General features: G+C 44.0%; 24 protein-coding genes and 1 tRNA gene. 6 read left to right on the forward strand and 19 right to left on the reverse strand.

The genetic code is table 11. The features are described 5' to 3' along the window. The 5 genes from GO495_RS16315 to GO495_RS16335 all read right to left on the reverse strand — a co-directional run bounded on the left by GO495_RS16315 (position 1) and on the right by GO495_RS16335 (position 9,006). A complete protein-coding gene (locus GO495_RS16315; protein WP_157300784.1) occupies positions 1-912 on the reverse strand; it encodes a hypothetical protein in 912 nt (303 codons plus the stop codon). Between the two features lie 29 nt (positions 913-941). Beyond that, complete coding sequence (locus GO495_RS16320) at positions 942-1,547, reverse strand: RNA polymerase sigma factor (protein ID WP_338075440.1); 606 nt, start codon at positions 1,545-1,547, stop codon at positions 942-944. Between the two features lie 185 nt (positions 1,548-1,732). Continuing rightward, positions 1,733-5,491, reverse strand: coding sequence for a hypothetical protein (locus tag GO495_RS16325; protein WP_157300785.1), 3,759 nt, complete (start codon positions 5,489-5,491; stop codon positions 1,733-1,735). Between the two features lie 69 nt (positions 5,492-5,560). Beyond that, a complete protein-coding gene (locus GO495_RS16330; RefSeq protein ID WP_157300786.1) occupies positions 5,561-8,023 on the reverse strand; it encodes a YfhO family protein in 2,463 nt (820 codons plus the stop codon). Between the two features lie 53 nt (positions 8,024-8,076). After that, a complete protein-coding gene (locus GO495_RS16335) occupies positions 8,077-9,006 on the reverse strand; it encodes a glycosyltransferase family 2 protein (RefSeq protein WP_157300787.1) in 930 nt (309 codons plus the stop codon). 64 nt (positions 9,007-9,070) lie between these two features. Here GO495_RS16335 and GO495_RS16340 point away from each other — a divergent pair, with 64 nt between their 5' ends. Then, complete coding sequence (locus GO495_RS16340; RefSeq protein ID WP_157300788.1) at positions 9,071-9,352, forward strand: hypothetical protein; 282 nt, start codon at positions 9,071-9,073, stop codon at positions 9,350-9,352. Further along, positions 9,352-10,134 carry a queuosine precursor transporter gene (locus GO495_RS16345; RefSeq protein ID WP_157300789.1) on the forward strand — a complete coding sequence of 261 codons (783 nt, stop codon included), beginning with the start codon at positions 9,352-9,354 and terminating at the stop codon, positions 10,132-10,134. Before GO495_RS16340 ends, GO495_RS16345 begins: the two co-directional genes overlap by 1 nt. A gap of 14 nt (positions 10,135-10,148) precedes the next feature. Here the strand turns inward: GO495_RS16345 and GO495_RS16350 are convergent, their stop codons facing one another. From GO495_RS16350 to GO495_RS16395, 10 genes are all read right to left on the reverse strand, one after another. Further along, positions 10,149-10,604, reverse strand: a complete 456-nt coding sequence (locus tag GO495_RS16350) for an NUDIX domain-containing protein (RefSeq protein ID WP_157300790.1) — start codon at positions 10,602-10,604, stop codon at positions 10,149-10,151. Further along, positions 10,601-11,620, reverse strand: coding sequence for a TIGR00180 family glycosyltransferase (locus GO495_RS16355; protein WP_157300791.1), 1,020 nt, complete (start codon positions 11,618-11,620; stop codon positions 10,601-10,603). The genes GO495_RS16350 and GO495_RS16355 overlap by 4 nt, the downstream gene beginning before the upstream one ends. Then, positions 11,617-12,453: an NAD-dependent epimerase/dehydratase family protein gene (locus GO495_RS16360; protein ID WP_157300792.1), complete on the reverse strand. Its 837-nt coding sequence runs from the start codon at positions 12,451-12,453 to the stop codon at positions 11,617-11,619. Before GO495_RS16360 ends, GO495_RS16355 begins: the two co-directional genes overlap by 4 nt. Then, positions 12,454-13,680, reverse strand: coding sequence for a class I SAM-dependent methyltransferase (locus tag GO495_RS16365; RefSeq protein WP_157300793.1), 1,227 nt, complete (start codon positions 13,678-13,680; stop codon positions 12,454-12,456). 1 nt (position 13,681) lies between these two features. Beyond that, positions 13,682-14,227, reverse strand: a complete 546-nt coding sequence (rfbC, locus tag GO495_RS16370; RefSeq protein WP_157300794.1) for a dTDP-4-dehydrorhamnose 3,5-epimerase — start codon at positions 14,225-14,227, stop codon at positions 13,682-13,684. Further along, positions 14,224-15,255 carry a CDP-glucose 4,6-dehydratase gene (rfbG, locus tag GO495_RS16375; RefSeq protein WP_157300795.1) on the reverse strand — a complete coding sequence of 344 codons (1,032 nt, stop codon included), beginning with the start codon at positions 15,253-15,255 and terminating at the stop codon, positions 14,224-14,226. Before rfbG ends, rfbC begins: the two co-directional genes overlap by 4 nt. Continuing rightward, positions 15,249-16,025 (reverse strand): glucose-1-phosphate cytidylyltransferase, encoded by a 777-nt coding sequence (gene rfbF, locus GO495_RS16380; RefSeq protein ID WP_157300796.1) that lies wholly within the window; start codon positions 16,023-16,025, stop codon positions 15,249-15,251. The genes rfbG and rfbF overlap by 7 nt, the downstream gene beginning before the upstream one ends. A 68-nt stretch (positions 16,026-16,093) precedes the next feature. Beyond that, positions 16,094-17,032: a magnesium transporter CorA family protein gene (locus GO495_RS16385; RefSeq protein WP_157300797.1), complete on the reverse strand. Its 939-nt coding sequence runs from the start codon at positions 17,030-17,032 to the stop codon at positions 16,094-16,096. Between the two features lie 51 nt (positions 17,033-17,083). Continuing rightward, entirely contained in the window at positions 17,084-17,869 is a 786-nt protein-coding gene (gene dapF, locus GO495_RS16390; protein WP_157300798.1) for a diaminopimelate epimerase, read from the reverse strand. A gap of 144 nt (positions 17,870-18,013) precedes the next feature. Then, positions 18,014-18,892 carry a nucleoside phosphorylase gene (locus GO495_RS16395; protein WP_157300799.1) on the reverse strand — a complete coding sequence of 293 codons (879 nt, stop codon included), beginning with the start codon at positions 18,890-18,892 and terminating at the stop codon, positions 18,014-18,016. Positions 18,893-18,980: 88 nt separating this feature from the next. On the opposite strand from GO495_RS16395, the gene GO495_RS16400 reads away from it, so the two are divergent. From GO495_RS16400 to GO495_RS31975, 3 genes are all read left to right on the forward strand, one after another. Then, positions 18,981-19,051: transfer RNA gene (locus GO495_RS16400), tRNA-Cys, on the forward strand. A gap of 140 nt (positions 19,052-19,191) precedes the next feature. Next, a complete protein-coding gene (locus tag GO495_RS16405; RefSeq protein ID WP_157300800.1) occupies positions 19,192-19,749 on the forward strand; it encodes a DUF6934 family protein in 558 nt (185 codons plus the stop codon). Positions 19,750-19,790: 41 nt separating this feature from the next. Beyond that, positions 19,791-19,982 (forward strand): hypothetical protein, encoded by a 192-nt coding sequence (locus tag GO495_RS31975; protein WP_170302688.1) that lies wholly within the window; start codon positions 19,791-19,793, stop codon positions 19,980-19,982. Positions 19,983-20,148: 166 nt separating this feature from the next. Here GO495_RS31975 and GO495_RS16410 read toward each other — a convergent pair whose 3' ends face one another. From GO495_RS16410 to GO495_RS16420, 3 genes are all read right to left on the reverse strand, one after another. Beyond that, complete coding sequence (locus GO495_RS16410; RefSeq protein WP_157300801.1) at positions 20,149-21,279, reverse strand: YncE family protein; 1,131 nt, start codon at positions 21,277-21,279, stop codon at positions 20,149-20,151. A gap of 5 nt (positions 21,280-21,284) precedes the next feature. Next, complete coding sequence (locus GO495_RS16415; RefSeq protein ID WP_205691279.1) at positions 21,285-23,273, reverse strand: TonB-dependent receptor; 1,989 nt, start codon at positions 23,271-23,273, stop codon at positions 21,285-21,287. A 413-nt stretch (positions 23,274-23,686) separates the two neighbouring features. Next, positions 23,687-24,682: a 2-hydroxyacid dehydrogenase gene (locus GO495_RS16420; protein ID WP_157300802.1), complete on the reverse strand. Its 996-nt coding sequence runs from the start codon at positions 24,680-24,682 to the stop codon at positions 23,687-23,689. A 294-nt stretch (positions 24,683-24,976) separates the two neighbouring features. On the opposite strand from GO495_RS16420, the gene GO495_RS16425 reads away from it, so the two are divergent. Continuing rightward, positions 24,977-25,477 carry a GNAT family N-acetyltransferase gene (locus GO495_RS16425; protein ID WP_157300803.1) on the forward strand — a complete coding sequence of 167 codons (501 nt, stop codon included), beginning with the start codon at positions 24,977-24,979 and terminating at the stop codon, positions 25,475-25,477. Positions 25,478-25,596: 119 nt separating this feature from the next. On the opposite strand, the gene GO495_RS16430 is transcribed toward GO495_RS16425, so the two are convergent. Next, positions 25,597-26,901: a Gfo/Idh/MocA family protein gene (locus GO495_RS16430; RefSeq protein ID WP_157300804.1), complete on the reverse strand. Its 1,305-nt coding sequence runs from the start codon at positions 26,899-26,901 to the stop codon at positions 25,597-25,599. Positions 26,902-26,950 lie beyond the last annotated feature (49 nt).

The raw sequence follows: 26,950 nt of genomic DNA on the forward strand, positions 1-26,950 counted from the left end.
TTATCTCTTTTGTAGTTGTTCTAATACTTTTTTCTGATAATTGGCCGGATGATTCTTGGAAACATAAGGTGTGGTTTTAAATGCCAGCTCATAATCCTCCATTGGAAAACCTCTCTTTCTCCACTTATGTTTCCATTTCCTGTCTGTGAGGTCCATCAAAAAAAGATTTAGTGATTTCCAAAACAGGTTCTTCTTACCCAGTGTTATCAGATTAAATTTCACCGCGCCTTCAAAATCAATATCCAGATGTTGAATGTTAGAGAGATTACTTTGATTTCTCAGTAAGAAAGTTTTATAAATATTCTTATTATAAACAGGAATGAGCGTGCTTAGTTCTATACGGGTAAAAAGATTCTTTTCATCCAGTCGCAGGTGATGTTCATCAATGAAGTAATTCATACAGAGATAATGCTGCCTGCCAATTATATAGCTCAATTTCTTTACCAGGTGCAGGATGGTGCGGCAAATCCATAAAGTGTTATTAGCAGTAATGATGAAGAAATCAAAATCGGTCTTTTCATCAGCATAATTCTTGGACAGGGAACCTGAGATACCGACAAATTTAACAAAGGGGAACAGTGAAATGAAATGGGCAGTTCTTTTTGCCTTAGGGAATAAATGTGTAGCCTTTACTTCTCCTATAATTCGTTTTTCAATAATTGCATCATCGTCTGTTGCCAATAAATAATACTCATCGATCTTTTTGATCGTGCCGGTGATATCCATCTTTCTCAGCGCTAATTTAGCATCCAGCTCTTTAATATTATCCGGCAACAATCTATAGATCTCACTTAGTTTAAGCGGATGCCTGAACAAGCTGAAATATTTCAGCAGGTTGATGATTTCAGTTTCAACAAGTTCGTTGCTTCCCGGAAGCGGATAAATATTGCTGCCTGCCCGTAGTGCTCCCATAAAAAATATTTTTCCAGTGCTTGTTTCTCTCATGACGCCATTACCATATGCATTTGTTGTTCAAGCATCTTCCTCAGGTTCCTCCTTGCTTTCAGCAGATTTGATTTGGACGTCCCCAGGGAAATACCTAAAATCCTGGAAATCTCTTCGTGCGTAAAGCCGTCAATTGCAAAAAGACAAAATACGCTGCGATAAGCCGGACTGAGTTGCTGGATCAGTTTTACCAGATCATTATAGGCCATGCTTTCCATAGGGTCTTCCATGTGAGATGCAGCACTATTCAACGTGTTATCTGCAACTGTCCATGAAATGCGTCTTGCCATCAGTTTTGAATGATTAATGCTGGTATTGATCATAATCCGCTTTAACCATGCCATAAAAACGATGGGTAAAGTACTTTCATCGCCATACACTACGAACGACAAAATGCCCTTAAACACCTTTACAAATCCATCATTCAGTACTTCCCGCGCATCTTCATCAGTTGACGCATACCGGACACAGATCGAATTTGCAAATCCGTAATACTGCTCATATAAGGCTTTCTGCCAGGTTGGGATTCCCCGCCGGCAGCCATCCAGAACGGTGGCCAGATTATAACCCTTCAGGGGGACCATTTTTTTTGTGCTTTCCACGATTACTGCTCTTATATAACTAGTAATACGAGGGTTTATTCAAAAAGGTTGCCTGGGGGTAAAAATATATTTTAAGGGATTTTCCTGCCATTTTGTAGTGCGGGGAACGGGATATCTGTCCTAAGGTAAAAAGGAGGATTATGGTCTGGTTTTGGGTTGGAATATGCGTTCCCTAAAGGGTAAAGTTAAGCCAGGTCATTGGAATAGAGGGCTTTATCCATATTGGCGCGGATCTGAGACAGCAATGGATTATATGCTTCATTGGAAACAGGCCCTGCAATTTTTTGAGCTAAATCAAGGAAATTGGTTTTAACTAATTGATTGTTACCCTGTGTTCCCTGTGTATTACTTACCGCTATCAATCTTCCCATAATAAATTTATCCGCACCCAGTTGTTCGTGTTTGGTGAGGCTTTCTACAATAATGAAGTTATCAGGCATATCACCTAAGCTTCTTACTTCATCTATGCTGCTATTGGTAATGTCAATAATGGGGATGATAGCTGGTTTATTTACTCTGCCGTCAAGGCCCTGCCAGGTGGATTTGGTTTCCTTCTGTATATCAGCTTTGGATTTGGGAGTGGTCCTTCCGGATGTAATAACGGGCGACAGATCGGAATGTACGATTGTACCATTTACGTCATCGTTTTCAAGGTTGGAACGTTTGTCTCCTTTATACACCCCTATCTCGAAGTATGGATTTCTGTTAATATAAGTGCTTTTGGGCACCTTGCTGGTCGTTTCATCTGCATTCTTCTGGAATCTGTTTGCTAATATGCCTGCCGTTATAAGCGCCTGTTCTCCGCTATCCATATAGAAGATGCGATAATCTGCCGCCGCCAGTTTGGATACTACTTTCGACTCGTAAGCATCACCGGTATTCTTAAAATTACCCGCCTTTTTATGGTTTGCGTTGGGATTTGCAGCCGGCTCCAGGGTAGCAGCGGTATATAGCATGGTATATTCCTGCAGTTTATCGGTCATGTCTGCTGTAACCAGATAATGTTTATTCTTTTGTTTCTTTTTTTCCGACTCGATGACTACGGATGAGGGGTCGTATATGGTGGCTGCTTTTTCCAATAATATGCCCGACTGTTGTAATTTGATCAGCAGTCTTGTTCTTAGCCAGTCGTACACCCTCTTTTTTTCATCAGGGGCGCCACCAGCTATCTTTTTATTTAAAGCAATACTTGTATGGCGCATCGCTGTTTTTAACGCCTCTACATATAAAATGGGTTGGCCCGGATCTGAGGTTAAACTGGTAAGGGCGCCTATATTCCCGAGCGCTCCACCTCCCTTGCTGCGTAATTTTTCTACCAGCACTTTAAGGCCGGGTAATATAGTCTCTACAGGTGCATATCCTGGCCATAACCGTACAGAGTCTCCTGTGTCTGTGATGGTCGGGCGCTGGAAACCAAAACTTCCTCTTACCGTGATCTTAACATCCTGGCCTGGCGCAGCGTTAAAATCTGTAGCCATCAGTCCTACCAGTTTTTCCGTAGATGTATAAGTAGCAATATTGTTATAGCAGAATTTATTACCTGTTTTAGGTACATTTAAAATTAAACTGGGATGATTTTCTGAACCTATTGCATTCAGCACTTTTGCTCCTCCTGTTATAGTATTGATGGCATTACTTAAATCGTTGGTCATTTTGCTTCTATCCTTCAACAGACCATCGTGGAAGTTATCATATTTGGGATCTGTGCCGATCTTACCTGCCAATGCCGTTTTCTGCTTGTCTACCAGACTATCTAAGGCTACTCCTTTGTCATCAAGCGTGCGGCTTTTTTCAGGAGCTATCGGATGGACGGGAGCATTGAATAGTGTTTCTTTTGACTTTTTAGGATCGAGTGAAACAGCTATAATATCCTGCTGGTCCTGTAGTATTTTAAGGTTATGAGAAGGTAGTCCGGCAGAAGCAACGGACCCTCCTCCGGTACTGTAAGCGGTTGTTCCAATGGCAGTAGAAGTGATGGGTTTACCACCTGATATGGCCCCCTTACTCTGAAGATCTAACAAAGAGGAACTGACGGGTTGAAGTAAAGTATCTACATTTATTCCCTGAGCGCCTACCAGCCCTTTATATTGCTCGTTCAGCTCATGGTCTTTATCACTTCTTGCATACTTGCCAGCGCCGCCTGTCCTGTCATACCCCTGTCCTGAAATGGCATCAAATGAAGCGATATGTCTGTTAAAGAAAACCAGCATAGAGAGAAAATCTCCCTTAATATTATCAAAGCTGATATCTCCCAGGTCTTTTAAAGGAGTATCTCCGAGCAGAGCCTGCAATAACTGGGTATACTTTTTCTTTGCTTTTTTGGGAGAAGACAACTTGTTTGTATCGTGGTTCTCATACCATTCGCTATTGGCAAAATGGTTGAGTCTTGCAGTGGCCCTTACTTCATCCGGTTTTGTTTTTAAGGTAGGGTCTTTCAGTGCTGCTTCTGCCCAGCGTTCCGGCGTAACATTACCAGGATTGGTATCAAAAGCCGACGCTAATGCAATCAGTTCTTCTTTACTCCAACCTGTAACCTTTAATAATTTGCCCCAATCTGCTGCATTACTCTTCCCTTTTTTACCGGCAAAAGTCAGTGCAATCTCTAAGGTGTCAGCTAATAAAGTGACTGGAATAACACCATCCTTTAATAAGTCAGTTACACCGGCAATATTATCATTCGTTTTGGCGGCATTCCACACAGGTTTAACAGCGTTTAAACCTCCATGTTTACCCGCTTCGGTGACAAAATCCGTTAAAGCCTTAACAGCAGTGAATTCGATCTGACCAAGGAAAAGAATGACTTCCGCAATGGCAGGAGCACCACCTTTTACGGTTTTGGAAACAGTATAGAAACTGTTTATTTCACTGATTGTTCCTTTAGGACCTACCTGTTCAATTAACCCGAGTGCCTGTGGCAGGTTATCTAACCCGATGGCCTGGAGGAGTGTTACAACATCTGCAATATTATCAGACCGGTGATGTTTATTTATTTGTGTAAATATGCTGGCCGGTTTAATAACATCTTCTCCAAACAATGCCGTGATAGCTTCTTTTCGCTCTGTTGAACCGGCCATTAGTATCAATGCGACATCCTTTTTCAATGCCTGGTCCCCCGGGGTATCAATTGTCTTTTTGACTTCCTTTCCATGCGATGTAGACAACGCAACCAGACTTCTGTTCTTTTTATAAGATGCACCTAGCTGCTCATCAGGGACAGCTATTAGTTTCGTATCTCTAATAGTTTCTTTATCATCTTTGGCATAGGTAACATTTGTATCCGTACCAGCCTTTTTATTGAAATTGATGATCGAGGCCGTCACAGCTTCTTTTTTAAGAAATGCTTCCTTGTGGTCAGATGCCATTTTTTTCAGCGATTCATTTAATGCTGTAGCATCTCTTCCGGCATTTAATTCTGATGCAATCTGTTCGTATAGATTATTGTAATTTGATTCGTATTCAACTGATAAGTCTCCGTAAAAAGTTACACATTCCTTAAGGAGGACCAGCAACGGTGCATTGAAAGCTGCGATTACTTCCCTTACATATGCAAGCATGGGTTCTGTATGCCTTTTAAAAATCCCTTTACCACCTTCCCAGCTGCCATGATAAGTCTCTTTTAAAGTAACTTTAAGCTCTTTGTAACTGTCGATAGCAGTCGTATAATCACCGGTTGTAATTAGTCCCAGGATCAGGTCCTTTTTAATCAATGCATTTGCTACTTCTTCATCCGGATTCCCATATAGCTGGATAACCTGTTGCTTTTGTACAACCGGCCAGGCTGTTAATTGGACCGGCGTTTTAGATCCCTCATCGGGCAGAGGGGCCTCCTGCACTTTTTGAACGGGTATTACTGCTGGCCTGGAAATGCCTGAAGAATTCTGATTGTGTGCTGCAGCACGACTGGTATCATGAACAGGTTGGGATTTACTGCGATCGTGCGGCATGTTATTCAGGGAATTGAAAGCACATAAAAAAGGGATGCTTCTAATGGAGCATCCCTTTTTTATAGTTAGTTATTTCTTCTTTTTCTTCAGATAAGTCATCACCGCCGCCACTATCAGCAATAATACGACTATCAGCGTACTGGCAAAAGATATCTTCTCACCCAGGAAATAAGACTTAGGTTCAAATTTGAATGTTATGGCATGTGTACCTGCCGGGATGGATAAACCACGCAGCACATAGTTTACTCTCGCATACGGTACTTCTTTATCATCAATAAATGCTTTCCAGCCTTCTTTGTAATATACTTCTGAGAATACTGCAAACTGAGGTGTTTTAGATGAAGAGGTGTAAGAGATCACATCTACATCATTCTTCAGTAGTTTAATAGTGGCTGCACTATCAAATACCGGATCTGCCGTTACCGCAGATTTATAACGCTGATCGATGACCACAGAATCGCGGGTATTCAGGTTATCCAGCGCTTTCATTTCGGCATCTGCATTTGGTACCCAGAGGATGCCTTTGATGAACCAGGCATTACCCAGTGCGTCAGGATTGGTCTGTACGACCGGTTGTCCCTGCTGCCCCGGAACGATCACGTATTTGGTATTCAGCATGTTCAAGACATGCAGGTTGTTATGACTTAACTGGTTTTCGATCAGGTCCTGGTAGAGGGTGAGTTTAGCCGCATGATAGCCACCTACGGAATTATGGAAGTAGGAAGTCATGGCATCGCTGAACGGATCTGAATGAGTGAGGTTAAGCACCCTGAAATAGGGGTCTTTATCCTGCATGATCTGTTGATCTACAGGAGTAGCTGCAAACTCATTGTTGTATTTGACCTGTTCGGAGTAGTTGTCGCTGTTCAGGTAGCGTGCATCTACCTGTAACAGATCTACCAGCATCAGTACTATCAATGCACCAGCCATCCATTGCATCTTCAGTTTACCTTTCAGGTAATAGAAAATGAGGAAGTAGGCAATAGCAGCCAGGACAATCGCGCGGAACAGGTCGTAGCGGAAAATAGAGGCCCTGTCGGCATGCAGTGCATGCATCAGGGAATCTGCTACGGTAGTATTACCACCAGCCATCTGGGCAAACTGAGCCTGCATAGCCGCATCGTTGGCGTTGCCGAAGGAGAGCGTAGCAGAAGCCAGCAGCAACAGCGCCAGGATACCTCCGGTGATCATTCCCGCCAGTTTCAGTGGTTTGAACAGGGATTGTTTGTTGTTATCCTCTATTAAAGCCTGCAGCGCCAGTACCGCCAGGATGGCGAACGTAAGCTGCGGAATGATGAGGATCATGGACGGCGCCCTGAACTTATTATAGAAAGGGAGGTAGTCGAACAATGCATAGTTAAATACAGAGAGGTTGCTACCCCAGGACATCAGGATGGCCAGGATACTGATAGCCAGCAGCCACCATTTATGCCATGATCTGATGGTAAGGAAGCCGAGGATGGCCAGCAGGCAGGTGATGATACCCAGGTAAACCGGGCCGGAAGTACCGGGCTGATCTCCCCAGTATAAAGGCCATGCTTTGATCATGGATTCAGCCTGTGCAGCTGGCACCTGTAAGCCGGTAAGTGTTTTGTATGTTTCAGAACCTTCGTCCAGGGACGCCTGTGAGCTGCCGCCATAGAGGTTAGGTACCATGAAGGTGAATGTTTCAAAGATGCCGTAGCTCCAGCGGAATGCATATTCTTTATCCAGACCGCTGCCCTTGGTGGTTTCTACGTTTTTAGTAAGTTCAGACTTGCCACCCCTGATGGTTTCTTTGGAATACTCGTAGGTAGTCCAGAGGTTCATGGTGTTGACACCTACACTTATTACCAGCGCCACACCAACCAATAAAGCCGTTAATATAAGGTGTTTAAAGTCTTTCGCTTTGATGGTCACCACAGCGAACACGATACCCAGCACTCCTAATAACAGGAAGAAGTAGTAGGTCACCTGTAAGTGGTTCATGGTGATGAGCAGGGACATGAACAGGGTCGTGACCGCCAGTCCGGGCAGGTATTTCTTCTGTGTTAGTAGCAGAATCCCGGCCAGTACCGCCGGTATATAGGCGATGGCCATCATTTTGGTATCATGGCCTGCACCTATGATTACGGGATCGTAGGTGGAGAAAGCGTAGGCCACGGCCCCCAGTATACCTATCCAGGACCTTACACCTAACACACTACACAGGAAGTAAAAGCCCAGTGCGGCCAGGAAGAAGAAGTTGATAGGTTTGGGCAGCCATAGAGAAAACAGGCTGTTAAAGAAAGAAATACCGAAAGGTTCGTTTGATTCCAGTGCGATCTGGTAAGCTGGCATCCCGCCAAACATCCTGTTGGTCCAGAGAGGGGTAGTGCCATGCGTAGCTTTATAGTCAAGCGATTGCTTGGCCATTGCCTGCCATTGGATATTATCGTTCTGGCTCAGGACCTTACCATCCAGTACAGGCTTGCAATAGAGAATAGCCAGCAACAGCAGGATACCTATTGCGATGATGTGTGGCAGTATTTTTTTCAACCAGTCTGGTTTCATATGCGTGACGCTTAGTGAGTTAATAAGTGAATAAAGATAATAATATATTATTATCAGTTCGAAGGAAGGTGTACCGGTTCCCAGAATCCTTTCAGCACATCGATACGGAATTGTATCACCGGCCAGGATTTAGCAGGTTTTCCCTGTAAGAGGTACCATGCGCCTATAAGAACAGAAGCTCCCAGTTTAAAGAGGTATTCCACTCCCTTTTTGCTGACGGCCCCCCGGCCGGCAGTCTGCATCCGCACCTTTTCACCCCGGCCGATGCCGGAAGCCACGCGGTACATGTATTCGGATGTTAATTTCTTTACTTCCACCACGTGGTGTACGATCACTTCGGGGTCGTACCAGATGATGCCCCCCCTGGAGATCAGCTTGTAAAAGAACTCTTTCCCTTCTCCGCCGATGCGTAAAGTCCCTTTTACCCCGGGCAGACTGGTATTAAACCCGCCCACGGCGAAAAAGTCCTCCCGTTTCACTATCATATTGGATTCCAGCGGATAACGGCCATTATCGAAGGGCTTTGTTACCGGGCTGTAATCGAAATTACCCACGAGCGAGGACACGTAATGTGACATCCATTTGGGTTCTGAGGGGATATAGCGGGGGATGATACGGCCACCGAGGCCGGTCGCATCCGGGTGTTCTTCGAAGAAGCGGATGATATTGTTCAGGTAGCCGGGCATGGCCACAGCGTCATCATCCATACAGCAGATGAGTTTCCCTTTGGACAGATCTGCGCCGGTATTACGGGCATAGGAAGCCCCCTGGCGTTTTTCCAGGTGATAATACAGTTGCATATCAGGATGAGAAGCGATGTAGGCGTTCACTTTGGCCGCAGTATCATCCTGACTGTTATTATCCACTACTATCACTTCATACAGCTTTTTATCTGTATCCTGTTTGTACAGGCTGTCTATGGCCTGTATAATATAGGCTTCCCTGTTATATGAACATATGACTACCGATATAGCTATCTGCATCTGTTTTATTTAAAATATCTGATCAAGGAAAGCAAAATAACTGTAATTTATCCGAAATTTCAATATGGGCAGGTTACGATTCCTTTTAAAGCTGGCATTTATCTGCAACCTGTGTTTTTTACTGGTGCAGTTTTCCAGGTATGTTAATATGAGTAAGGGATTTGAGGCGGTGATCAAAAGCATCATTCCCCTGGGCATGATGGTGGCATTCCCGCTGAACGTGGTAACGCTGATATTCGCTGTAGTGATGCTTATTATGAAGCGGATAGGCTGGAAGGAATTACCGCCTTATGTATTTATAGTAAATATTATTATCTTAGTTTCTCAATTTTTCTTTCTATTCTGATGATCAACAATATCCTTAAAGACCGCCCTACCAAATTATTTGTTATTTTTTGCAGTTTTTTCGTTGCTAATGCATTGATAGCGGAATGCATAGGGGGAAAGATATTTTCTCTGGAGAAGTTGCTGAGGATTCCGGTACATACGTTTACGCTGTTCGGACAGAGTGGATTATCCTTTAATCTTACCTGCGGGGTGTTGTTATGGCCGCTGGAGTTCGTATTAACGGATATCGTGAATGAGTATTACGGGCCGAAGGCGGTACGCCGTATTTCTTATATCGCTGTAAGTCTTATTGCGTACGCGTTTCTCATGTTTTATGTGTCTATTAATATGCCTTTTGCAGACTTCTGGATCAGTTCGGGAGTGAAAAACGGGGTGCCTGATATGCAAAATGCTTACAATGGTATTTTCGGACAGGGGATGTGGATCATTGCAGGGAGTATAGTAGCGTTCCTGGTGAGCCAGATAGTGGACGTAACAGTGTTTCACCGGATTAAGCGGGCTACAGGAGAGAAATATGTGTGGCTGAGGGCTACCGGTTCTACGATTGTGTCTCAGCTGGTAGATAGTTTTATCGTGTTGTATATTGCCTTTAAGGTAGGGCAGGGCTGGAGCTGGCAGCTGGTATTGGCTATCTGCCTGGTGAATTATACATATAAGTTTACAGTAGCGATCTTATTAACACCTTTAATCTACCTGATAGAAGGGATGATAGAACGTTATTTCGGGCATGAGCTGACGGCGAAGATGAAAGCCGCTGCGATGGGAAAGAGTGAGGAATAACAGGAATCCCTGTTTTACAGATACTTTTCCTTTACCAGATCTGCCACTACTTTATCTATTGGTAAAGTAATCACAGCAGAGGAGAACTCTTCTTTATCTATCCATCTTACCCCTTCTACTTCTGTTACTCCTTCGGGGATGATAAAGTCGAAGGGTTTGCTGAGGATCTTAGCAGTAAAGGCCGATACCGGATTTACAAGATAATAGATGGAGATAATCTGAGACGTGTTATCAAATGCAGATATCTGGAAAAAGTCAGTCGTGTAAATATGTTCTACTACTTCTACATCCAGGTTTAACTCTTCCTGGAATTCTCTTACCACACATTCCAAAGTCCCTTCTCCGAATTCCAATCCACCACCAGGGAATTTAGTGTAATAACCCCCTCTTATAAATTCATCACTTACCAGTACCTGTTTATGTTCATTGATCATGATACCGTATACGCGTACGTTAAAGTAATTACTCATAGAATATGTTTATAGGAGATAATAAGGTTGCGCAGCATATCCAGGTTTTTCTGGTCTTCTGCGGTTCTGATAAACGGTTGTAAGGCTTGTTTGGCCCTGTAATTACGGTATAGTCTGATTAACAGATTACCGATCAGGGGGACCTTCTGTATGATCTTTCCGTATTTCTTATCTGCACTGGCTCTTGGCGCATACCGGCCCTGTTTCATCTGCATCGCTACATCATCTAAAATACCATGTAACCGGAAAGATGCAAAGGAAGGTGCTGTATTGGTTATCGAAGCTACCAATGCAGCCTGTTGTTCTATTAAGCCGTTGTATTGTTTATTAAGGTCAGGGTCATTAAAGATCGCATCTAAATTAGGCGTGGTTTTATCTCCCGAATCATTTGCATAATCCCTTACATGATATAAGAAAGGCAGTTCTGCAAATCCACCGGACGCAATGGTGTAAATACCTGTTAAGTATTCATTCATGTACAGGTTCTTCACAACAGCAGCAGCACCATCAAATGCCCTGCGTAATACAGGTGTACGATGCACTGCGTAGAACGCACCACGATAAGGATTAAAGAAGGATTTTATTCTATCAAAGGGATCTTTATCTATTACCTGGTAAGAGAGACGATCTGTATATATCGGAGCGAAATTTACATGTGTAGAAGAGACGGTGTCTTTTTTATAACAGATGCTGTTACCCGCAGCAGACTGATATTCCGGGTGTTTTTCAAGAAAATCTATGCAGGCCAGGACCTTTTCCGGTAAGAGGAAATCGTCATCAGCACTCATTACTACATAAGGAGTATTGATGAGGTTCAGCGCATGAGAGATCTTACCTGTTAAAGTATGAGTAGGCAGATGAAGGTAAGTGATATTATCCTGTCTGATATCGTAGGGTGTAGCCGAACTATCTGCTATATAGATGTTAACAGGCATAGGCCCATAATAAGCAATGGCCCGCTCTAAATAGTTATGCCGGTTATGTGTAGGTATCAGTAAGGTGATAATATGCTTCATCTGATCTCTTTAAGTTTGGTATTATCTCCCCAGAAAGCCATTGGTTCATAATCCGGATAAGGATAAAAACCTAGTTGCAGGGGGATGGATACATTATTTTCCTGCAGGTAGTTTTGCACTAATTGTTTTACGGTGACAGGTGTTCCGCTGCTGCAATTAATAATACCGGTGATGGTATTTTGCAACGCTACTTTCACGATGTTCTCCGCTACTTTTTCTACGGGCAGATAATCCCGTACCTGCTCTCCGCCACTCATTTTAAAGGCAGGTTCTTTGTTGATGATCGCCTTTTGTAACTGGGATAGGATGGAGTTGGGGTTTTGACCTTCTCCGTATAAATAAAACAAGCGTACCCATTTGAAATCAAACGGATACAGCTTCTGTAATTCGCTGAGGAATTTGCGTAAAGTATCTTTTGCCAATGCATAAGGATTAGCGGGCAGGGCAGGCATATCTTCCCTTAACATCCCTTCCTGCATCCCGTATTCAAAACAGGTACCGGTAACGGTGATATCAGTGACACCGTTTGCGATCAGGCTTTTCAGGAAATGATAATGAGCCGGCAGGTTTTCCTCAAAATGAAATAAGGATTTATAGTTCGGTAATCCTTCCCAGGCCAGGTGAATGACCGCATCCGGCTGACCAAAGACACCTACATCCGTATCTTTTTGCAGATTGAAGGGAACCCAGGTAACAAGCGGGAACCAGTCGTGATGACGGGCTTTACCTTCGTCAACAGAAGTAGCGATCACCTGGCAGTTATTCTTTAATAACTGTCTTACCACATAGTTCCCTATAAAACCGCTACAACCAGTAACGAGTACTTTTTTCATTTAATCGATTTGTAAAGAAGGAATGGGTACTACGAATTTACCTTTCCAATCTCTGATATACGCCAGTTGATCTTTGATCTCATCCTTTAAATTCCAGGGGAGGATCAATACATAATCTGGTTTTTCCTGTTTGAGATATGCTTCGTTTACTACCGGGATATGACTGGCTGGTAAGTATTTCCCTTGTTTATGAGGATTTGAATCCACTACGAAATCAACTAAATCATTTTTAACCCCGCAGTAGTTGAGCAAAGTGTTTCCCTTAGCAGCAGCCCCGTATGCCGCCACTTTTTTACCCGCTTTCTTTTGTTCCGTGAGGAAGCTGAGCAAGGAGAGTTTTATATCGAATGCTTTCTGCTGGAAGTTGTGATAATAGTTAAGGTCTGTGATACCTTGTTTGATCTCTTTTGCCAATAAAGCAGCTACCCGTGGAGAGATCTCTTTACTGTTATCATTTTTATGCTTTGCATAAATACGAAGTGAGCCGCCATGAGTAGGGATCTCTTCCACATCAAACATTTCCAGTCCTACAGATTCGAACAACTGTTTTACGGTGTAGAAAGAGAGGTAAGAGAAATGCTCATGGTAGATGGTATCAAACTGGTTGTTATCGACCAACTGCATTAAATGCGGGAATTCCATGGTGATGACGCCGGCAGGTTTTAAGATCACCTGCATACCAGCCACGAAATCCCTGATATCGGGAACGTGCGCCAGTACATTATTGCCAAGTAATAAATCGGCCTGTATGTTTTGTGCAGACAGCTTTTTAGCCAGACTGGTACCAAAGAATTCTACTACTGTTTCAATGCCTTTTTCCATGGCTACTTTCGCCGTGTTGGCAGTAGGCTCTATTCCTAATACAGGAACGTTCTTTTCTTTAAAGTATTGCAGCAGGTAACCGTCATTGGAGGCGATCTCTATCACTTTAGAACTTGCAGAGAAGCCAAAGCGGGCGATCATTTCCTGTGTATATTTTTGCGCGTGAGCCAGCCAGGTGCGTGAATAGGAAGAAAAGTAAGCGTATTCACTGTTGAATAACGCATCGGACTTCTGGTATTCATCTACCTGTACTAAAAAGCAGTTATGACAGATGTAGACCTTCAGCGGATAATATGTTTCCGGTTCATTCAGCTGTTCCGGATTCAGGTATGAATTCGACGCAGGAGAGTTGATGAGGTCTATAAATACATGCTTTAGTTCAGTCTTACAAAATCTACATTGCATATTAAATTCCTTTAAAATTTTCTGTCAGTTCAGCATGCTTGTTATCGCGTTCTGATATATCGGTTACCGGCAATGGCCAGGTGATGTTTATTTTCGGATCATCATATTTTATACCACCTTCACTGCCGGGTGTATAATATTCACTATGATGATAGAGTAGTTCACAATCATTTGTCAGCGCCTGGAAGCCATGTGCAAAGCCTTCCGGGATGTATAACATCAGTTTGTTGGCAGCAGATAGTTCTACGCCGATGTGCTGTAAAAAAGTAGGGGAGCCTTCCCGTAGATCTATGATGACGTCATACACGGCTCCGGCGATACAACGTACCATTTTCACTTCCCTGAAAGGCGGGTATTGAAAGTGCATACCACGTATGGCGCCTTTTGCGCTGGTAAAGGAATGGTTGAGTTGTACCCATTCTTTATCATGACCGATCTGTTTGAATTCATCTTTACAATAGACCCTGGCAAACCAGCCGCGGCTGTCCTGGATGGTATCTAATGTGATGATATAACTATCTTTTAAAGGTGTTGACAGAAATTTCATTGCATATATTCATTGATCTGCTGAATAGTGTAAGCCTGCCTGTTAGCCGCTGGCTGTTTATACCAGTTGATGGTCCATTCAATCGCCTGTGCGGCATTGAGTTTAGGCGTCCATTGCAGTTCCTTTTTCGCCAGGGAGATATCCAGTTTCAGCAGGGTGGCTTCGTGTAATTGCCCTGGTTTGGAAGCATCCTTCCACTGTCCGTTTCCCCATATGGCGATGGCTTTCTCTACCAGTTCTTTTACGGTGAGATGGTCATCCGGAGCAGGGCCAAAATTATACGCCTTTGCATATTTAGCCGGGTCCTGCTGCAGGAGAGCGCCCAGTCGTAAATAACCGCCAATAGGTTCCAGTACATGCTGCCAGGGCCTTACGGAGACCGGGTTTCTGACTTCTATGACTTGTCCGTTGCTTAAAGCACGGACGATATCCGGAATGATGCGGTCTTTGTTCCAGTCGCCCCCGCCAATAACATTACCCGCGCGTACGCTGGCAATGGCTTTATTGCTGAAGGAGTTCCGGAAGGAGCTTACGACCAGTTCCGCGCAGGCTTTACTGGCGCTGTAGGGGTCATGACCACCTAAGGCATCGCCTTCCTTATACAGGATATCCTGTTCTTTATTTTCGTATACTTTATCTGTGGTAATGACAACGATGGTACATGGGTTCAGTAAGTTGTTGGCAGCTTCCAGTACGTTGGCAGTACCGGTCACATTCACGTCGAACGTTTCGGCGGGAATTTCGTAAGAGCGTCTTACGAGCGGTTGAGCAGCCAGGTGGAAGATGAAATCGGGCTGGAAGGACTGTATCGCCTGATTTAATACCAGTTTATTGCGGATATCATCGAGGACACTGTCGGCGGGTCTGATATAATCATATACACCGTTATCGTATTCCGGTGGCAGGGCATACCCTTTTACGATAGCGCCTGATTGTTGCAGCCATGCAGCCATCCAGGCACCTTTAAAACCGGTATGACCGGTTAGGAATACCTTTTTATCTTTATAAAAATCCTGTAATCTTACCATACTTTCCACTTGGCATTATTGGTTTGCCATAAAGACTCTAATTCGATTTTATCTCTGAGGGCGTCCATGCATTTCCAGAAGCCGGTATGTTTGTAGGCAATCAGTTCTGCATCGGCCACCAGGTTTTCCATGGGATCATCTTCCCACATGATATTATCCATATCATCTTTCAGATAATCGAATATCTGTGGTTTTAATACGAAGAAACCACCATTGATAAATTTATTATCGCCTTTAGGCTTTTCCTTGAATGCAAGGATCTTGCCGTTTTCGTCCATCTCTATACCACCGAAGCGGGCTTCTGGTTGTACAGCGGTGACGGTAGCCATTTTATTATGGGATTTATGAAATTTGAGGAGATCTTCCAGGTTGATATCGGCAACGCCATCACCGTAGGTAAGCATGAAATCTTCATCCCCGATATATTGTTTGATCCTTTTTAAGCGTCCTGCGGTTTTGGTAGGCAGGCCGGTATCAACGAGGGTTACTTTAAAGGATTCTGTTTTTGTATAGTGAATGTCCAGTTTATTACTGTTCAGTTCTATGGTGAGATCGGAGTTATGCAGGAAATAGTGCATGAAGTATTCTTTGATCACGTATCCTTTATAGCCCAGGCAGATGATAAAATCATTGAACCCGTAGTGAGAATACATTTTCATAATGTGCCACAGTATCGGCTTACCGCCGATTTCTACCATGGGTTTCGGGCGAACATCCGTTTCTTCTGAAATCCTGGTACCCAGTCCTCCTGCAAAAATTACTACTTTCATGCCTTATAATAATTATATAATACATTCAAAAATATAATTTTATTTGAGAAAGTCCAGAAATAATGGGTTTAGAACCATTTCTTCTTCATGAAGTACCAGCTCATGATAACGGAGACGACGATAGAGAGTATGATGGGAATATAAAAGGCGTGAGCAGAGTGCGCGAATGGGATCTCTACGTTCATACCGTATACACTGGCCACCAGGGCGGGGAAAGTGAGTACGATGGTAATAGAGGTGAGGCGTTTCATCACGATGTTCAGGTTATTGGAGATGATGCTGGCGAAGGCATCCATCGTGCTGCTGAGGATGTTGGTGTAGACATTGGCCATTTCCAGAGCCTGGGAGGTATCTACGATCAGGTCATGCAGGAACTCTTTTTCATCTTCGTTTAGTCCGAGGAAGTTGGTACGTTCCAGCTTCATCAGCAGTAATTCATTACTGCGGAGCGCTGTGAGGAAGTATACGAGACTTTTCTGGATACGCATGATAGACAGCAGTTCTTCATTTCTGTTACTGTCGTAGAGTTTTTGTTCCAGGGTATTTCTGAGCTGGTTGATCTCTTTCAGGTAATCCAGGAAGTTCATGGTTACTTTTTCGAAGATCTTCAGCACCATCATGGCCCTTTTTTCCGGGTGACGGTTATGGAAGGTATCGAGAAAGCGGTTGATGGCCGCGTTATCGAAGGAATTGACGGTCAATATCTGGTTATGGGTGAGGATGATGACGATGGGTATGGTGATGTAATACGCATCGCTTTCATTGATAGAAGCGTTTCCTGCAGGTGTTTTGATGACGATGAGCTTGACATTATCTTCCAGCTCATAACGGGATTTCTCATCAATATCCATGGAGTCCATGAGGAAGTCGAGGGGGATCTCCAGTTCTTCAGACAGTTGTTCGAATTCTGACTGTTTCAGAGGAGGGGTAATATTTACCCAGGCACCGTTTTCCGGTGTCTCGATTTCTACTGTACGAGCATCTATATTTTTGAAATATTTGATCATCCGGCCGCAAAGGTAGAATAATTAATGATCTGGATGGGTGTTAACCATTATTTAATGTCCCTTTTTAATGTCTCCTTCGTAAACAAGGGTAGCGGGCCCACAGAGCCATATATTGGTGTATGACCTTTCTCCTGTTTTGGTGAAGCGAACTTCCAGTGCGCCGCCGAGTGTCTGTACCGGGACTACATAGTCCTTTTCTTCCGTGGCAGTCATCAGGGCTGCTGCGGTAACGCCGGTTCCGCAGGAGTAGGTTTCGTCTTCCACACCACGTTCGTAGGTGCGGACGAAGATCCCGTTATCGGTGTTCTGTACGAAATTCACATTGGTGCCTTCTTTGGCGAATCTGTCGTTATAACGGATTTGCCGGCCTTCTTCGTATACGTCTACTGCCTGTACATCTTCTGTGAATTTCACGAAGTGAGGGGAACCCGTGTTCAAATAATAATAAAGGGAGCCCATTTCCACACCATTCACATCCTGCATTTTAAGATTTACCCAGTCGCCTCCTTTGAGGGTAGCTTCGTGGGGGCCGTCTACAGCCAGGAAATGCATGTGTTCTTTTATTACGCCCATTTTACGGGCAAATGCTACGAGGCAGCGCCCACCATTGCCACACATGCTGCCTTCTTTACCATCGGCATTATAGTATTTCATGCCGAAGTCATATCCTTCCTGTTGGTTAAGCAGCATTAATCCGTCTGCGCCGATACCAAAGCGGCGGTCGCAGAATTTGCGGACCTGTTCTTCTGTGAGATCATTGTAAACGCCGTGCCTGTTGTCTATAATGACGAAGTCATTACCGGTACCCTGATATTTGTAGAAATGGATTGCTGACATAATGCGCAAAAGTAAGAATTATTGCAAAGGTGGCAAAGTGCGCGGTTAATATGCTTCAGGTATGAAGGAGACATGAAGGAGCCTTGCAAAAACAGGATGATCTTATGTCTTTTAACCTAAGATCATCCTGTTTTGAAGCTTTTTCTACAATTTCTCTATTATTTCTAAAGATGTTTTTATCAGGTTATCCACGGCTTTAGCGCCATCTTTGGAAAACTCCTGCCGTACCCTATTGGCTACTATTGCACTGATAGACAGGCAGTCGTGTCCTAAAACCCGTCCTAAACCATAAATCCCGGACGTTTCCATCTCAAAATTGGAGATATAATGTGGTTCATGGCGGAAGGCGGTCAATTGTTCCAGTAATTGCGGGTGGGAGAGAGGGCCTCTCAGTGCGCGACCCTGGGGGGCGTAAAATCCCGGGCAGGTAACAGTGATCCCCGTATGAAATCCGGTCGTGAACTTATCAGCCAGTGTCTTTGCCGCGCTGAATATAGAGGGGCTGGCAGTTCCCGGCCGCAGGAGTACCTGTTCCCGGAAGGCAGACAGCAGTGCTTTTTCTTCGGGAGTGTTTTCGAAGAGGTACCAGGGCATGAGGTTATCAAGTCCCAGGCCGTGAGAGGATACCACGAAGCTATCTACGGGTACCTGTTCCTGTAAAGCCCCGGAAGTACCTAAACGGATGATTTTGAGGCTTGTTAACGCCGGTTTGATGGTCCTGGTGGTAAAATCTATGTTCGCCAGTGCATCCAGCTCATTTAGCACGATATCAATGTTATCTGTACCGATCCCTGTAGACACTACCGTAATCCTCTTCTGACCGATATACCCGGTATGGGTAACAAATTCCCTGTGCTGGTGTACGCTTTCCAGGCGGTTGAAGTGTTTACTTACTTCGGGAACGCGGTCCGGGTCCCCAACGGTGATAATAGTACCCGCAAGCTCTTCTGGTCTTACATCCAGGTGGTAAACGGCACCTCTGCTATTCAATATCAATTCTGATTCTGCAATACGTTCATTCATGGTAAACAAGTAAATGATGAAATAGATTTGGCAAATATCGAAAATTTACTACTTTTGCAGTCCCACAAAATTGGTGGGCCAAAAAGATGGTTTCGTGGCCGAGTGGCTAGGCAGAGGTCTGCAAAACCTTTTACAGCGGTTCGAATCCGCTCGAAACCTCCGAAAGATAAATTGAAACTCAGTCATTTGACTGAGTTTTTTTTGTTAATCCCAAAACGAAGTGTCTTCTGCTTCGATGTTATTGCTATCTCCCGGGGAACTATACAGCAAACCAGATCTCAAACTCAAAAACCATTAAAATGGCACTCGGGGTAAAAATTGATTTTGATAACATCTATGAAACAATACCAGTTATTGAAAACCTTAACGAAAGTTTTTTTGAAACGGAACTTGAGGATGGTACACGAACTAATCTACATGTTGAGGTAGATAACAGACCACATAAATTGCGCCCTAATCTCCATAATCTTGCATTCGGTCCGCTGAATAAAAAAGGGCAGATTGATGATAGGGCACAACTAACGCACAGCGATTACTCAAAAGTATTTTCTACCATTCTTTTTGAAGCAAAAAACTACTTATTACGCAATCCTGATCATCAACTTGGTATTGACGGTTCCACAAATGGACGTGCATATTTATACTTCAGGTTTTTAAAAAGGAATTATGATTATCTGAGTAAATATTTCGACATATACTGTGTCAAATATTATGTGAGAATTGCAAGGCTTGGAGAAGAGCAATTCGAGGACCCATTTGACTTTGAAGATGTCATGATACATGAGGAGAAGTTCGGGAAAAACACGAAAAACAATCCGAAATTTATGTACAACTATTTTATTTTTAAGTTGAAATAATCTTAACTTAGTTAAACCAAAAATCTATAAATTTTACAGTTATGAGCGTACAAAAAGTAAACTTACGGGAACAAAGATTCTTAGCCAGAGTTGAAAGAATGAAATCTCTTGGTTTAGATCCTGACAAAATACTTTCTATTGAGCAAAAAGCATATCTGTATAGTACACTCTCAAGAAATGCGCGGTTCGCAGAAATTGGCAGGAAATGGATGGAGGATTTTGGAAACAAATAATCTTATTTCCCCAATAATAAAGAAGGAGCTGATTTTAGATCAGCTCCTTCTTTATTTGTATTTATGAGATTGTATCTTTTTAATGGTCAGGTAATCAATACCTGCAGATTCAACATAGATTTCATCACGGCATTAGTCTATATTAGATTTCAAATCAAAAGTCTGGTTATTTACGCGCCAGTACAAACGCAAAATGCCCTGGTACATCACCAGTAGTTACAGACCATTTCTTCTTACCTGTTTTATCAAAGCAGTATAAGGTACCGGATGATACATAGTCTTTCGCATCGGTCACGAATATATCTTTGTTGACAGGATTTACTGCTACGCCATAAGGCATCTTAATAGTTTTCTCCGTTCCATCTGTAATGAAATTTCCGGAGAGCAATGTCTCAGTTTTTACATTGATCATGTTGTAAGAGACGGCCCAGGTATTGGTAAGATAACTGAAGATAGAGCTGTAGATATAGGCCGTATCACCGGAAATGCAAAGATTGCTGGCCGCAATATCAAACTTCTTTTTCACCGCATCCGTTTTGGTATCTATCACAGATAAGGAAGAAGGAATGTTATAATAATCGCCCCGGGAAGTTACATAGATATCTCCATCGCTATCTGCTTTTAGATGATTTAGATTGATAGCAACGTCGATCTTTTTTATCTCCTGAAAGGTTGTGAGATCTATTACTGAAACCGTACTGTCGTAATTGGGAACGCTGTATCCGCCTGAATTAGCTACGTATAATTTCCCGTTCACTACCGCCATTTCTTCCGGCTGATAACCTACGGTTACCTTGTTGGTGATCTGCAAGGTGGCAGTGTCTATTTCTGCAACATAACCGGCAGGTGAATGTGGATCCTGCTGTACAGGGCCTGCATAAGAACTTACATAAGCCTTGCCATTGGCAAAAGTGATATAACGACAGCTGAGAATATCAATCTGACCGATGCGCCTGGCAGTAGCCGCATCCATCACTTCTACTTTATTGGAGACATTGATAACCGCGTATAATTTACTACCATATACCTGTATATCATTGCCCACATCTCCCAGTTCTTTAACTACTGTGGGATTTACGGAGGGATAGATATTCTTTTTATACAGACCGGTGTTGTAATCGTAGTAATCTAAAGATGCTTTGTTAGTACCCATGCTACCTTCGTTTAACAGATAAAAGCCATTCACGGGAGATGTGATGGTCGCAGTGTCAACAGGCGTGACAACAGGAGGGACGATCTTATCGCCCTTCCGGCATCCAATGAAAATAACAATAGAAAAAGCTAACAGCTTTTGCATGACGATTAAATATTTACTGCGATAATGAATTTATAATTTCTGCCGGGCATAGGATAGTTCAATACAACGTCGTAGTATTGATTGAACAGGTTATTTACCTGTGCAGTCAGATGAATGTTCAGCCGTTTGTACTGTAATATCCTGCCTATGGAAAAATCGCTGGTGTACCAGGGCTGCATATAATTCTCCGGAACATTATCTTTTCCATTATACCGTTCGCCGGTATAGAGCAGGCTATAATTGGCAGTCCATTTTTTATAATCTGTTCCGATGATAGCAGAGCCACTATGCCTGGGAATATACACGATCTGGTCTTTGTAAAAACCGGAAGTGGGATCTGAATAATCCTGTGCCTTCTGGAAGGTGTACGTGAGTCTTGTGCTGACGCCCACTGCGTTTATCTGCCAGTTGGCTTTTGCTTTCACATCGATGCCCCTGATCTTTACCAGGCCCAGGTTCATCATCGTCCAGCGGAACTGGTTGACGGTAGGGACTGCTATGATCTTTTGCGTGACCTCGTTGTAGTAAGCATCTGTTTCAATACCCGCTTCTATTTTATTGGAAAAGGTGGTCGTCCAGGTGAAGCCGGCATCATATTGCGTAGCGAATTCCGGGTTCAGGAAAGAGTTACCGATATCTGTATAATAGAGGTCGTTGAAAGTAGGCATGCGGAAGATGCGTTTGTAAAAGGCCCGCAGCCTGAATGCCGGTGTAGTGAATGGCTGCCAGGAGATAAACAGGGAAGGCGTGTATTCTCTTTTCGGTGTGGCCGCCGTTTTCTTCTCCACGGTTTCATTCACGATGGTAGCTAATACGCTGGCCTGTGCACTGAAGCGCCTGAAGTAAACAGCAGATGCAGCAGCTACTAATGTGGTATAACGGGTAGGATAAGCGAAATCCCGCAGGTCGGCATTTAGTTTATTCCATTGGAAATCGGCAGAAAGGCCGAGGTTCCACCAGGTGGTCAGGGCATACTGCTGGGCAACAGAAAAGTACAACTCGTGCTGATGGTAATGATTGTCCACGTATAAGGCAGCGGTGTCCGGCGCCAGGTAGCGGGTGTAGTCATCGGCGTATTTAGCATTCAGCAACAGGCTGTAACGCGGTGTGATATCTTTACGGAAAGAGGATTGTACAAAGAAATTACGGTCCCATTGACGGTCCACATGACGGAAGACGTTATTGGCCACGAAACCGGGCAGGCCGCGTTCTGAGTGGTAGTAATACAGTTTGGTACTCCATTCTCCGCCATTTAGCACCCCATTTAAGCCCCCTTCTACGCGCAGCGCATTGATATCGCCATTCTTCCTGATCATCGTTGTATCATACCCGTCATCCTTGCGTGAGCGGAATTTATACCTGCCATTGGCGTTGGTCCATTCCGTGTTAAAACTGGCGGATACTTTGTTACTGATCTTCTGCTGCCATAGGAGAGAAGGGTTGAATAAACCAAAGGAGCCGGTTTTGATAGTCCCTTTCAGATGTATACTTTCACCGGTATTGAAATTCGGTTTAAGGGAGGTCATATAGATAGCAGCAGCAGATCCGAAATCTTTTGCCGGTTGAAAGATGTTGCTTTTCTGCCCATTGTAGAGGGCAATTTCCTGCATGTTATCCAAAGAAAATTTGCCAAGGTCTACCTGCCCGTTCTGTGCATTCCCCAGCTGAATACCGTCGTAAAATACGCCGGTCTGATTGGTGCCCATACTGCGTACATCTACGGTCTTTAACCCGCCAATGCCGCCATAATCCTTTACCTGCAGGCCGGAGAAGAAGCGGATGGCATCTGCTACGGAAAGACTGTTCAGGCGACTCAGGTCTTTGCCCTGCATTTTCTGCCCGGGAGTGATTTCCCGGACGGGTTTAGGCGCGATGACAGATACTTCTTTCAGCTCCCTGGCTTTGGCAGTATCTCTTTGCTGGGCTTTAAGCGCCGTGGTAAATAAGACGACCAGCACACACATCAGTATACAGGCTGGTTTATAGCAGTACATATTTTTGTTCCCTTTTAACGACCCTCTGCATAGAGGTATCAGCCATAATGCTGCAAAAGTAGATATTAATCCCGTTAAACCAGTTAATGCCTGATCTGAATATTCGTTTGAGAGAAGTCGTTGAGGACCGGGAATAAAAAACAGAACAGCCAGACGGTCTCCCGTTGGCTGTTCTGCGTTGCCCCTTTTTTTCCTGTCCGGGTACGATCTTTAGAAAATATAAAAGATACTGCTTTGTATTACATTCGTTCTGAAATCGGTCTTTACATTTGAAGCGTTGAAATTACCCACTTTAGATATCCCCGCAACATACCTGGCGCCAATACACCCGCTTTTGCTCTGATAGCCTAATAACAGTGTGGCAGTTCTAGGTTGAGCAATACACCGGGGCATTCCTGTACCGGTTTTCTCATTTAACAGGTGATCCGGTTCCAGTCCTGGTATATCTCCGGATTAACGACATGAGGTAACCTCGTACCGCCTAAGCCTGCAATCACGTTCTTAGCTGCAATAACGGACATCGCATTTCTTGTATCTACGGTAGCGGATCCTATATGTGGCAGAATGGCCACATTAGGCATGTTTAAGAGAGGATTATCGGGTTGCATAGGTTCGGGGTTGGTAACATCCAATCCGGCGCCCCAGATGGTCCCTGATTCCAAAGCGGCTTTAAGGTCTTCTTCGTTATGAATAGCGCCCCGGGCAGTATTGATAAAAATGGAAGAAGGTCTCATTTTACTGAAGGCAGTCGTATTGAAGATCCCTTTTGTTTCTGTGGTTAAAGCAGTGTGTACGGATAGTACGTCACTCTGTTGCAGGAGTTCATCAAAAGAAACCCTTACGGCATTCAATGTTTTTTCAGCATCCGGATTATGCTGACGGTTGTGATAGATCACTTTCATGTTGTAAGCGCCTACACATTTCTTCGCCATCTCCATTCCTATCTTTCCCAATCCAAAAATACCCAGTGTTTTACCATTCAGTTCAATACCAAGATCTGTAGTAGGGTCAAAGAATTTCCATTCTCCTTTTAAGATCTTTTTATGCACGTAAAAGGCTTTACGGGAAGCCGCCAGCATTAATAAAAATGCGGTATCAGCGGTGGCGCCGCTTAATACGCCGGGCGTGTTACCGATAGGGATGTTGAGACGGGTAGCTTCGGGAACATCTACGTTGTCATAGCCGACTGACAGTAATGCAATTACTTTCAGGTGTTTGCATTCATTTAAAAAATGCGCATTGATGTTGTTGGCACCGGAGCTTAACAAGGCATCATGTTGTTTGCAGGCGTTGATCAACTCTTCCGGCGTAAGGTCTCGCTTTTCTGTCCATTGGGTGATGGTGATACCTGCATCCTGCAATAATTGCAGTCCGGCATCAGGAATAATTCTTGTTATAAATGCTTTCATGATCGGTTCAGGGGCACAATAATCATGCTGTTATTATCGTGCAGTTAAATTTTAGAAACAATATAAAGATCTTCTTTCTTTTTTGGCAATATTTCATTATATTTGTTACCCTTCCTATTTCCTGGAAGGGTGAGCAGTAAGGCGTATGTGTGTATGAAAGGGAAGCTGACAATGAGTTAATTGCGTAAATTATATCGTTTACAGTAAGTGATTTTGGACAAAGACGTCTAATAGAATTAAGCCTTCTGATGCTCTCAGGAGGCTTTTGTATTTTTCAGACTTAAATAAAAGTGTATGTTGGAAATTGTAGGAGTTACAAAGGATGATGTAGCAGCATTGGATCAGGTAAAAGCACTTTTCCGTGAGTACGCGAATTGGTTGAGCGTAGATCTCAGCTTTCAGGGTTTTGAAGAGGAGTTAAGTAATCTTCCTGAACCAGCTTATGTTGCACCGGAAGGTGCTTTATTCCTTGCCAGAGTAGACGGTTTACCCGCAGGTTGTGTAGCGGTACGTCATTTTGAAAACTCTACCTGTGAAATGAAAAGGTTATTTGTAAAGGATGCCTTTAAAGGACATGGAGTAGGACGGGCATTGGCTTCCAGGGCCGTGAAAGCAGGCCGTGAGCTGGGTTATAAACGTATGTTGCTGGATACACTGGCGCATATGACACCAGCGATAGATCTGTATACCAGACTGGGATTTCAGCCGATCGCAGCATATTACAATAACCCCATCAGTGATGCGGTGTATCTGTCAATGATGTTGCAGGAAGAGAAAGCAGTACCTGTAGTTTAGTATTTCTTCATATACCGCTTATTAGTATTGATATCTTGTAATAACAGGATTGCCTGAACATCTTTGTGCTATTTATATAAGAAGATTTTTCTGATAAACAGATAAAAAAAAAAGCTCTGTTAAGAGCTTTTTGGTAATTTATATCCGTTGTGATATTGTGCAGCCAGGAGCTTATTGGCATCCGAATCATCAAACCTGTTCTTATCCCCGTCCCAATTCAGTTTCTTCCCTGTTTTATAGGCAATGTTTCCCAACTGTGCTATGGTGGCTACATGTGCACCTGCCTGTACCGGTGTATGCAGGTCTTCCAGTTTGCGTGATTTGATCACTTCGAGGAAGTTGACAGCATGCAGGTCCAGTCCATTATCCACGGATAATTGTCTGGGTACGGCCTCCATTTTACCTTTCTCAGGAATTACTTCCCAACCGCCGCGATCCAATACCAGTGTACCATTATTGCCGATAAAGGCAATGCCATGATCACGTCCATAAGGGCCGCCGTCAATGCCGGTGGCATGTTCCCACTGGATGTTAAACCCGTCGAACTGGTAAACGGTAGTAAGAGTATCCGGTGTTTCTGCGGCATCGTCCGGGTAAGCGAATTTGCCGCCTGCAGCCATTACGGAAGTGGGATTTGCAGCTTTCATGCCTAATAAAGCGTAGTCTAAGAGATGCACGCCCCAGTCGGTCATTAAACCACCTGCATAGTCCCAGTACCAGCGGAAGTTGAAGTGAAAGCGGTTAGGGTTGAAGGGCCTTGTCTCGGCGGGTCCCAGCCAGGTTTTATAGTCAACGCCCGGAGGGGGAGTACCATCGGGTTGTTTGGGAATGGAATGCATCCAGCCCATATATGCCCAGGCTTTCACCAGGCGTACCTGTCCCAGTTTACCGGAATGCACGAAGGCAACGGCATCCTGGAAGTGTTTCTGGCTGCGTTGCCACTGGCCCACTTGTACTACGCGTTTGGTGCGTTCCTGTGCGGCTACCATGGCCTTAATTTCAGCGATAGAGTTGCCGAGGGGTTTCTCTACGTAAACGTCTTTTCCGGCCGATACGGCGTCTGTCATTTGCAGGCAATGCCAATGGTCGGGAGTGCCGATAACTACCGCATCAATGTCCTTGTCTTCCAGTAATCTGCGGTAATCGCTGTAGGCCTTTACTGCATATCCCCGTTGGGTGAGTTCGGCCACTCTTTTGTCCAGCACGTTCTTATCAACATCACAGAGGGCTACACATCTGGCAGCAGGGTTCTTTAGAATGGCATTCAGGTCGTTCCAGCCCATGCCGTTAATACCGATAGCGGCAATGTTCAGACGGTCGCTGGGAGCCATTGCGCGAAGGGAAGAGGGGAGTGCGGAAACCAGTCCTGCCCCGGCAACGATAGCGGAAGCAGAACGAATAAAGGTTCGTCTGGAGTTGTTCATACGTGTTGTTTAATCGTGGAGGTGAAAATGAGAACAGAAAGCCGTTGGG

The sequence above is a fragment of the Chitinophaga oryziterrae genome (assembly GCF_009758125.1).
GTDB classification, from domain to species: Bacteria; Bacteroidota; Bacteroidia; order Chitinophagales; family Chitinophagaceae; genus Chitinophaga; species Chitinophaga oryziterrae.